Raw genomic sequence first — 10885 nt, forward strand, 5'->3', positions numbered from 1 at the left:
TAAATATTAAATAAAAAAAATCAATTAAATTGTAAATAAAAAAAACCCTTTTGCATAAGGTATATTTTAAATGATAGAATATACATATACAGGAGGGTTTTTCTTTTATAAAATAAGTTTAATAAAATTGAGAGGTGAGCAAAATGAATTTTAATAATAGTCTAGAGTTAACTCAGTCTCAGAAGCTAATAATGACTACACAACTTAAGCAATCATTATCAATATTAAATATGAGTAAGTTAGAGTTAGAAGAAGAGATTAAAAGGGAAGCAGAGAATAACCCATTAGTCGAAGTTGAGAAAAGTGGGGAGATAAATTGGGAAGAATATATAAAAGATATGGAAAAATCAAGACGTTTAGATAGAACAGAAATAAGTTATAATCCCGACAATGAAGTTAATCTAGAAAATTTAGTTAAATATTCGTCAAATTTATATGAGGATTTGAAGTTTCAGATAAGCCTATATAAGCTAACAGATAAACAAATGGAAGTCTGTGAATATATAATTGATAGCTTAGATGAGGATGGATATTTGAGAACTGAGGAAAAAGTAATTGTTGATACTTTAAAGATAGATGAAGAATTTTTTGAAAAATGCTTAATTAGTGTTCAGCAATTGGAACCTAGTGGAGTAGGTGCAAGAAGTCTTTCTGAATGTCTGATGATTCAAATGGCAAGCTTAGGAATATATAATGAAATTTTAGAGGAAATCGTTACAAAAGACTTAAATTTAATTGCAAATAATAAATATAAAGAGATAAGCAAAAAATACAATATGTCACTACAAAAATGCGTTGAACTAATAAATATAATTAAGACATTAGACCCTAAGCCAGGAAGAACATGTTCAGTAGAAAAAAGTGTATATATCCAACCAGATGTAACAGTTGAAAAAATTGATGATGAATTTATTGTATATTTAAATGAAAAAGACTCCTATCAAATAAAAATAAACAGTTATTATAAAGACATACTAAAAAATTCACAGTCTGATGAAAGTGCAAAAGAATTTATAAAAGAAAGACTAAATTCAGCAACAGGGCTTATGAAAAATATAGAAAGTAGAAAGACTACAGTACTTAGAATTGCAGAAGAAATAGTAAAAGCACAAGATGAATTTTTGCGAAAAGGAACAAAATATATAAAGCCTTTAAAAATGAAAGACATAGCAGAAAAATTAGATTTTCATGAATCTACTATAAGTAGAGGTGTAAATGGGAAATATATGCTGACACCTTTTGGAGTATATGAATTTAGATACTTTTTCAGTAGTGCTATTGAAACAGAAAACCATGAAATGGCATCTAGTACAAGCATAAAAAAAATTATAAAGGAAACAATAAAAGACGAAAATAAAAAGAAACCTTTAAGTGATGACCATATATCTAAGCTATTAAAAGAAAAAGGAATCAATGTTGCAAGAAGAACAGTTGCCAAGTATCGTGAAGAATTAGGAATTTTGTCTTCAAGTAAGAGAAAAGAATTTTAGTAAAATAAGGGAAAAAGGCCAATTACAAGACAAATGAGCATTATATAAATGAATTTAAGTATTGGAAAGAAAATTAAATATTAGGAAAAAATCAGGAATTATAACGATAACTAGAGTTAAAAATACAGAGATAAATAAACTGTTATTGTTAATTTTGAGAATATAAAAATAAAAACATAAAGTATAAAAACAAAGACATATAGAATCTAGCAGAGTAGAACATATAAGATTGAGTCAAAATATTAGAATAAAAACCATAAAAATATATGGAAAAAATATTATATAAAAAAGAAAAAATACTGTACTTTGAAAATGGTGGAGAAATTGCTATAAAACAAAAAAATAAAAAAGTTTTTGAAAAACTATTGAAATCTATACGCAAATCCTATAAAATAAAATTATCTTGTGGGACTGAAATAAACACTAGGGACAAAAAAAGTCCCTAAAGGAAAGCAATAAGGAGTATGTTATGAAGAACTTATTAGAAATTCAAAAGAAACTAATTCCACAGGCAATTGAACTTATGGAAAGAAGATACTCTATTTTAAGACAAATATCTTTAAGTGAACCAATAGGTAGAAGAACTTTATCAAATGTATTAGAAATTAGTGAAAGAATAATTAGGTCAGAAACAGAGTTTTTAAAAGAACAAGGACTTATAGATGTTGCTGTATCTGGAATGACTATCACTAAAGAAGGTTCTGATTTGTTAGATAAACTTAAAGACATCATGAGTGACATCATGGGATTGTCTAAGTTACAAGATAGGGTCAGAGAAAAGCTTGGAATAAAAAAGGTAATACTAGTTCCTGGAAGCTGTGATGAAAATGGAAGCTTACTAAAAGATGTAACTAGATATGGATGTGAGCATTTCTTAAGTATTTTAAAAGATGGAGATATCGTTTCAATAACAGGGGGAAGCACTATGTTGGAGTTTTCAAACGTTATTAAAACTGATAAAAGGTATCCAAATTCTACAATAGTGCCAGCTAGAGGAAGCATGGGAACTGATGTAGAGATGCAGTCTAATAGTATAGTTGCTTCAGTAAGTAAGAAATTACACTCTAATTGCAAACTTTTACATATACCAGATGAGCTGGACGAGAGTGCAATGAAAACTCTTAGCCAAGTGCCAGAGATTAAGACAACTTTGGAGTATATTAAAAGAACAGACATTTTAGTTTTCAGCATAGGTAGAGCAGATGTCATGGCAAAGAGAAGAAAACTTCCAGAAGATAAAGTTAACGAGATATTATCTAAAAATGCAGTTGGAGAAGCATTTGGATATTATTTCAACAAAGATGGAGAAATAGTTTACAAATTAAATACTGTTGGAATTGATTTAGAGACAGTTAAAGAAGTAAAAGAAACTATTGCAATCTTTGCAGGAACAGAAAAGGTAGAAGCCTTATTAGCCATATCAAATATGCATAAAAACATGGTTCTTGTAACAGATGAAGAAAGTGCTTATAAGATATTGTCATTATTATAAAAGTCAAGAACTAGCATAGAGCTAGACAACATACATTTACTTTATAGGAGGTAGCGAAAATGGTTAAAGTAGCTATAAATGGATTTGGAAGAATAGGAAGATTAGCATTAAGAAAAATGATGGAGCAACAAGATAAGTTTGAAGTTGTTGCAATAAACGACTTAACAGATGCTAAAATGTTAGCTCATTTATTTAAATATGATACAGCTCAAGGAAGATTTAACGGTGAAATAGAAGTTAAAGAAGGTGCTTTTATAGTAAACGGAAAAGAAATAAAAGTAACAGCAGAAAGAAATCCTGCTGACCTACCATGGGCTGAATTAGGAGTAGATATAGTATTAGAATGTACAGGATTCTTTACTTCTAAAGATAAAGCAGAAGCTCATATACAAGCAGGAGCTAAAAAAGTTGTTATATCTGCACCAGCAACTGGAGATTTAAAAACAATAGTATTCAACACAAACAGTGACATATTAGATGGTTCTGAAACAGTTATATCAGGAGCTTCTTGTACAACTAACTGTTTAGCTCCAATGGCTAAAGTATTAAATGATAAATACGGTATAGAAAAAGGATTAATGACTACTATACATGCATACACTAATGACCAAAACACTTTAGATGGTCCTCATCCAAAAGGTGATTTAAGAAGAGCTAGAGCTGCTGCTGGAAACATAGTTCCAAACACTACAGGAGCTGCAAAAGCAATCGGTCTAGTAATACCTGCATTAAAAGGAAAATTAGATGGAGCAGCACAAAGAGTACCAGTTGTAACTGGTTCAATAACTGAATTAGTTTGTACATTAGGAAAAAATGTTACAGTTGAAGAAATAAATGCAGCTATGAAAGAAGCTTCAAACGAATCTTTCGGATACACTGAAGAAATGTTAGTATCTTCTGATATAATCGGAATAAGCTACGGTTCATTATTTGACGCTACTCAAACAAAAGTTATGGAAGTAGATGGAAAACAATTAGTTAAAGTTGTTTCTTGGTATGACAATGAAATGTCTTATACTTCTCAATTAATAAGAACTTTAGGATACTTTGCACAATTAGCAAAATAGTCAGCTTTTAGAAAATAGAAAAGTAGATTGACAAAGTCCGAGTTTGTAGTTTAACACTACGGACTCTGGACTTTTTTTAAGAAAAAATATATAAAATACACCTAAATAATGTTACATACTATATATAAAAATATGATAATATGATATATTTAATAGGGTAAAAGTATGTACTATATTATACTTGGCAATAAAAAATTACTTTATTAAAAGGAGAGATATTTATGTCAATGCTAAACAAAAAAACTATAGAAGATATTGATGTGTGCGGGAAAAAAGTATTAGTGAGATGTGACTTTAATGTACCATTACAAGATGGTGTAATTACTGATGAAAATAGATTAAACGGAGCTTTACCAACAATTCAATATTTAATTTCTAAAGGAGCAAAAGTTATACTATGTTCTCATTTAGGAAAACCAAAAGGAGAAGCTAAACCAGAATTATCTTTAGCACCAGTTGCAAAGAGATTATCTGAAATGTTAGGTAAAGAAGTTGTATTTGCAGCAGATGATAATGTTGTAGGAGAAAATGCAAAAAAAGCTACTGAAAAAATGGAAAACGGAGATGTAGTATTATTAGAAAATACTAGATATAGAAAAGAAGAAACTAAAAACGAAGAAAACTACTCTAAAGAATTAGCTTCACTTGCTGAAATATTTGTAAATGATGCATTTGGAACTGCTCATAGAGCACATTGTTCAACAGTTGGAGCAGGAGAATTTTTACAAGAGAGAGTTTGTGGATACTTAATTCAAAAAGAATTAAAATTCTTAGGAGAAGCTGTTGCAAATCCTGTAAGACCATTTACAGCTATACTTGGAGGAGCTAAGGTTTCTGATAAATTAGCTGTTATAAATGAACTATTAGAAAAAGTTGATAATCTAATAATAGGTGGAGGAATGGCTTATACATTCTTAAAAGCTCAAGGTTATGAAGTAGGTACATCTTTACTTGAAATAGATAAAGTAGAATATGCAAAAGAAATGATGGAAAAAGCTAAGGCAAAAGGCGTTAATTTATTATTACCAGTAGATGTTGTTATGGCAGACCACTTTGCACCAGATGCAACTCCAATAGTAACAGAAGATGCTAATGTAAAAGAAGATTATATGGGACTAGATATGGGACCTAAGACTATAGCAAACTTTGTAAAAACTATAAAAGAATCAAAAACTGTAGTATGGAACGGACCAATGGGAGTATTTGAATTTGAAAACTTTGCAAATGGAACACTATCAGTAGCTAAAGCTATGGCAGAATTAACTGATGCAACTACTGTAATTGGTGGTGGAGATAGTGCAGCAGCAGTTAATCAATTAGGGTTTGGTGATAAGATGACTCACGTATCAACAGGTGGAGGAGCATCACTAGAATTTTTAGAAGGTAAAGAATTACCAGGTATTGCAGCATTAGATAATAAATAAACTACTATATAGAGGAGATTGTAAAATGAGAAAACCTATAATTGCAGGAAACTGGAAAATGCATAAAACAATAAAAGAAGCTTTAGAATTTGTAAATGAAGTTAAAGGGAAAGTTAATGCTGATAAAGCAGAAGCTGTTATATGTGCACCATTTACTTTATTGAAGGATTTAAAAGAAGCTACTAAGGGTACAAATATAAAGATAGGTGCTCAAAATATGCACTTTGAAGAAAAAGGAGCATTTACAGGAGAAGTTTCACCTCTTATGTTAAAAGAAATAGATATGGACTATGTTATAATAGGACATTCAGAAAGAAGACAATACTTCAATGAAACTGATGAAACTGTAAACAAAAAAGTTTTAAAAGCTTTAGAAGTAGAAATAGACCCAATACTATGTGTTGGTGAAACTTTAGAACAAAGAGAAGCTGGAAAAACTAAAGATGTTTGTAAAGTTCAAGTTGAAAAAGCTTTAGAGAATGTTCTTAAAGATGATTTAGCAAAAGTAGTTGTTGCATATGAACCAATCTGGGCTATTGGAACTGGTAAAACTGCAACTGCTGAAGATGCTAATGATGTTATATCTTATATAAGAGAAGTTATAAAAGGATTATATGGAGAATTAGCTAATGAAGTTAGAATACAATATGGTGGAAGTGTTAAACCTTCAAATGTAGCTGAAATAATGGGTCAAAGTGATATAGATGGAGCTTTAGTAGGTGGAGCTAGTTTAGCTGCTAATGACTATTTAGACCTTGTTAATTTCTAAGGCGTTAATTTCTAAGGAGTGAAATGATGAAAAAACCAGTTGCTTTAATTATTATGGACGGGTTTGGATATAATAAGGAAGTTAAGGGAAATGCAATTGCTGAATCCAAAATTCCTAATTTAGACAGAATAATGAAAAAATATCCAAATACATTAATAAATGCTAGTGGTCTTGATGTTGGTCTACCTGATGGTCAAATGGGAAATTCAGAAGTTGGTCATACTAATATAGGTGCAGGTAGAATTGTATATCAAGATTTAACTAGAATAACAAAATCTATAAAAGAGGGTGACTTTTTTAATAATGAAGTTTTATGTGAAGCTATGGACAATGCAAAAGAACATTCTCTTCATGTAATGGGTCTTTTGTCTGATGGTGGAGTACATTCACATATAGACCATCTTAAAGCCATAATCAAAATGGCAAAAGATAAAGGTGTAGAAAAAGTGTATGTTCATGCATTTACTGATGGTAGAGATACTGACCCTCAAAGTGCATTGGAATATGCTAAGGAAGTACAATCTAGTATGAATGAAATTGGAGTAGGGGAATTTGCTACAGTTTCTGGTAGATACTATGCAATGGATAGAGATAAGAGATGGGAAAGAGTAGAGCTTGCATACAATGCTATGGTTAGAGGTATTGGTGAAAAAGCAACTTCTATTGAAGAAGCTATTCAAAACTCTTATGATAATGGAAAAAATGATGAATTTATAATGCCAACAGTTATTGTTAAAGATGATAAAGCAGTTGGAAGTATAAAAGAAAATGATTCAATTATATTCTTCAATTTCAGACCAGATAGAGCAAGACAAATAACAAGAGCTTTAGTAAGTGAAGAGTTTGATGGATTTAAAAGAGAAGAAATTAAAAACTTCTTTGTATGTTTAACAGAGTACGATATAACTATAAAAGAAGTGCATATAGCATTTGGTCCACAATCTTTAACTAACACTCTAGGTGAGTATTTAGCTAAGAATGGAAAAACTCAATTAAGAGCTGCTGAAACTGAAAAATATGCACATGTTACTTTCTTCTTTAATGGTGGAGTAGAAGAGCCAAACAAAGGTGAAGAGAGATTATTAATACCTTCTCCAAAAGTTGCAACTTACGACTTACAACCAGAGATGTCTGCATATGAATTAACAGACAAAGCTTTAGAAAAACTAGGAGAAGATAAGTTTGACTTTATAGTTTTAAACTTTGCAAACCCTGACATGGTAGGACATACAGGAAGTATTGAAGCAGCTATAAAGGCTGTTGAGACTGTAGATACTTGTGTAGGAAAATTAGTAGATAAAATAATAGAGCTAGGTGGAAGTGCAATAATAACTGCTGACCACGGAAATGCTGAATACATGTTAGACCCACAAACAGGAAAGACTGTAACAGCCCACTCTATTAATCCAGTGCCATTTGTGGTTGTTGGACAAGAATTTGAAGGTGCAAAATTATTAGATGCAGGAAGATTATCTGATATAGCGCCAACTGTTTTAGATATGATGAAGTTAGAAAAACCAGAAGAAATGACTGGTCATTCACTTATTTCAAAATAGTTAAATTTAAGTAAGTAGGATAGTAACTTACAATAAAATAAACTTAAAAAGTATTTTAGTTTGAGTGCATTTTATAAAGTTTAAATAAAATGATGTAAAAAATAATAATTAATATATATTATAAAATCAAAAATTATTAGAATCATTAGTTGTACATTTTGTGTTTTATGTTTTAAATCTATCTATATATTTATGTATTGAAGATTGATTTTGAATAACAGATAAGTTAAAAATTATAAAAAATAAAATAAAAATAGAAACTTTTACAAATTTACCCATCAAATAAATTTGTATCTAATTTTCAAAAATAACTTTCTGTACTATAATATAATAAGTAGATTAAAACTAGTAGACGGATGTTTACAGTAAATGAAAATTTAACTAATAGAAAAATCGAAGGGAGATATACAAATGTCAGTTATTGAATTAGTATATGCTAGAGAAGTATTAGACTCAAGAGGAAATCCAACTGTAGAAGTTGAAGTAGTATTAGAAGATGGAGCAATGGGAAGAGCAATAGTTCCATCAGGTGCATCTACAGGAGCTTTTGAAGCTGTTGAATTAAGAGATGGAGACAAAGGAAGATACTTAGGAAAAGGTGTAGAAACAGCTGTTGCTAACGTAAATGAAATAATAGCACCAGAAATCGAAGGAATGGATGCATTTGACCAACCAGCTATAGATGCAATGATGATAGAATTAGATGGAACTCCAAACAAAGGTAAATTAGGAGCTAATGCTATATTAGGTGTTTCAATGGCAGTAGCTAGAGCAGCTGCTGATGAAATAGGTTTACCATTATTCCAATACTTAGGTGGAGTAAATGCTAAGCAATTACCTGTTCCAATGATGAACATATTAAATGGTGGAGAACATGCTGATAATAACGTTGATGTTCAAGAGTTCATGATATTACCAGTAGGAGCTTGTTGCTTTAAAGAAGGTTTAAGAATGGGAGCAGAAGTATTCCATTCATTAAAGAAAGTTTTAGGAGAAAAAGGATTAGCTTGTGGTGTAGGTGACGAAGGTGGATTCGCTCCAAACTTAGGTTCAAACAGAGAAGCTTTAGAATTAATAGTTGAAGCTATAACAAAAGCTGGATATAAGCCAGGTGAAGATGTTATGTTAGGACTTGACGTTGCTGCTACAGAAATGTACAACAAAGAAACTAAAAAATACGTTTTAGCTGGAGAAGGAAAAGAATTAACTGCTGCTGAAATGGTTGCTTTATATGAAGACTGGTCAAACAACTTCCCAATAATAACTATAGAAGATGGTTTAGATGAAGAAGATTGGGATGGATGGAAATTATTAACTGAAAAATTAGGAAACAAATTACAATTAGTTGGAGATGACTTATTTGTTACTAATACAGAAAGATTAGAAAAAGGAATTGAAAATGGAGTAGCTAACTCTATATTAGTTAAAGTTAACCAAATAGGTACAATAACTGAAACTCTAGATGCAATAGAAATGGCTAAGAGAGCAGGATACACTGCTGTTATATCTCATAGATCAGGAGAAACTGAAGATTCTACTATAGCAGATTTAGCTGTTGCAGTAAATGCTGGACAAATAAAAACTGGTGCTCCATCAAGAACTGATAGAGTTGCTAAATACAACCAATTATTAAGAATAGAAGAAATGGTTGGAGAACAAGCTAGATACTGTGGATTAAAATCTTTCTATAACTTAAAAAAATAGTCTTTAAAGATTAAAAAGATAGTATAAAAGATTTTAAGTTTATCTTATAAGAAATAAAAGGGATGAGTGTTAATTGATTTTTCAAGGCACTTATCCCTTTTTGTATTTAAGTTATTATGAAGAAAATAAATAAAAGCTTTGAAATAATTGCTATAATTCAAAACTATAGATATATTTTGATTTAAATATTTTTCTTTCTAAAATTTATTAATTTTCCTATGTAAAAATACAGTAAAATCTTCTAGCAGTTTGATACCAGTTTTGTTTGTGATTTATAGCATAATAGTCTTGAAATGACTATATTATTGTGATACACTAAAGAGTAATGAAATTTAAGTAATAAAAAGATAGGAGGGGCAAGAATGAGCAACATTTTAATGGGTGTGCAAGTAGTACTAGGGATTTTACTAGTAATTAGCATAATGCCTCAAGATTCTAAGAATGCTTTACCTTCAGAGTTTGGTGGAGAAGGAAGTCAAGCTTACTTTAAACCAAAAGGAAAACAAGCATTTCTTGCTAGAGTTACAAAAATAACAGCAGTATTATTTTTTATAAATGCATTGGCACTACTTATAGTTAAGAAGTAGTGATATTGTTGAATAACTGGCCATTATTTAATTAGTGCATTTTGGTTACATTTAAAAATTAAATTTAGTTTTTAATAAAAGTACGTCAACATAAAAAAGTACGTAAAATAAAAGCTGGACTAATGATTTTATATTATTAGTCCAGCTTTTATTTTATGAATTGAGTTAGATATTTATAAAATAAATTTTTTAATATCTAGTTTTTAATATTCAGTTTCTAATATCTAGTTTCTAATATATAGCTTTTAATATCTAGTTTAGATATATATAGCTTTGATATATCTAATTTTTAATCATTCTAGTATACACAATCAACTTGATGATTTGCAAAATAGATACCATACTAAGCATCATTATTAAAAAAAAGTAGGAACTATTAGTATATTGTGTATTTGTTAATATAAACTTTAATAAAAGAGTGTTGATTATTATTGTCAAAAGCCCCATTAATTTACCAAATAAATTATAGTTCTTTTTTAAAATGGTGTTTTGAATTAGCAATATAATTGCAATTATAGTAAAAGCGATAAGAATACCTATTAGAGCTATTTTAAGTGATTCAATAGGATAATCTCTTTCAAAGTTTCTGTTAGTGTATGTGACCCACCTGTGCATTCCCATTCTTGTATTTGCATATTTTTCAAAGACCTTACATCCTATTAGAAAAGCAATTTGAAATAGTATTGTAATACTATAGAGTATTTTCTTCATTAATATTTCTGCTACTCAAAATATGGTCAAATATATCCATATCGAGATTTTTCCTTCTTCACTGAACCTCGCCTTGCCTAAGCTA

9 protein-coding genes are annotated in these 10885 nt (G+C 29.8%); 8 read left to right on the top strand and 1 reads right to left on the bottom strand.

What is annotated here, in order from left to right:
• Nucleotides 1-143: 143 nt before the first annotated feature.
• The 8 genes from rpoN to secG all read left to right on the top strand — a co-directional run bounded on the left by rpoN (nt 144) and on the right by secG (nt 10089).
• Complete coding sequence (rpoN, locus tag KGF46_RS15795; protein WP_227828388.1) at nt 144-1490, top strand: RNA polymerase factor sigma-54; 1347 nt, start codon at nt 144-146, stop codon at nt 1488-1490.
• A gap of 469 nt (nt 1491-1959) precedes the next feature.
• Nucleotides 1960-2982 (top strand): sugar-binding transcriptional regulator, encoded by a 1023-nt coding sequence (locus KGF46_RS15800; RefSeq protein ID WP_227828390.1) that lies wholly within the window; start codon nt 1960-1962, stop codon nt 2980-2982.
• 59 nt (nt 2983-3041) lie between these two features.
• A complete protein-coding gene (gene gap, locus KGF46_RS15805) occupies nt 3042-4049 on the top strand; it encodes a type I glyceraldehyde-3-phosphate dehydrogenase (RefSeq protein WP_227433773.1) in 1008 nt (335 codons plus the stop codon).
• Nucleotides 4050-4270: 221 nt separating this feature from the next.
• On the top strand, nt 4271-5473 hold the full coding sequence (locus tag KGF46_RS15810) for a phosphoglycerate kinase (protein ID WP_227839635.1): 1203 nt from the start codon (nt 4271-4273) through the stop codon (nt 5471-5473).
• Nucleotides 5474-5498: 25 nt separating this feature from the next.
• Nucleotides 5499-6242, top strand: coding sequence for a triose-phosphate isomerase (gene tpiA, locus KGF46_RS15815; protein ID WP_227433775.1), 744 nt, complete (start codon nt 5499-5501; stop codon nt 6240-6242).
• Nucleotides 6243-6268: 26 nt separating this feature from the next.
• Nucleotides 6269-7798 (top strand): 2,3-bisphosphoglycerate-independent phosphoglycerate mutase, encoded by a 1530-nt coding sequence (gene gpmI / locus KGF46_RS15820; RefSeq protein ID WP_413927283.1) that lies wholly within the window; start codon nt 6269-6271, stop codon nt 7796-7798.
• A 411-nt stretch (nt 7799-8209) separates the two neighbouring features.
• Entirely contained in the window at nt 8210-9502 is a 1293-nt protein-coding gene (eno, locus tag KGF46_RS15825) for a phosphopyruvate hydratase (RefSeq protein WP_227433777.1), read from the top strand.
• A gap of 362 nt (nt 9503-9864) precedes the next feature.
• Nucleotides 9865-10089: a preprotein translocase subunit SecG gene (secG, locus tag KGF46_RS15830; RefSeq protein WP_003421948.1), complete on the top strand. Its 225-nt coding sequence runs from the start codon at nt 9865-9867 to the stop codon at nt 10087-10089.
• A gap of 282 nt (nt 10090-10371) precedes the next feature.
• Here secG and KGF46_RS15835 read toward each other — a convergent pair whose 3' ends face one another.
• The gene (locus KGF46_RS15835) at nt 10372-10800 is read right to left on the bottom strand and encodes a hypothetical protein (protein ID WP_227828393.1); all 429 of its coding nucleotides are present in this window, start codon (nt 10798-10800) and stop codon (nt 10372-10374) included.
• Between the last annotated feature and the right edge of the window lie 85 nt (nt 10801-10885).

It is taken from the genome of Clostridioides sp. ZZV14-6153 (assembly GCF_020657855.1).
GTDB lineage: Bacteria > Bacillota > Clostridia > Peptostreptococcales > Peptostreptococcaceae > Clostridioides.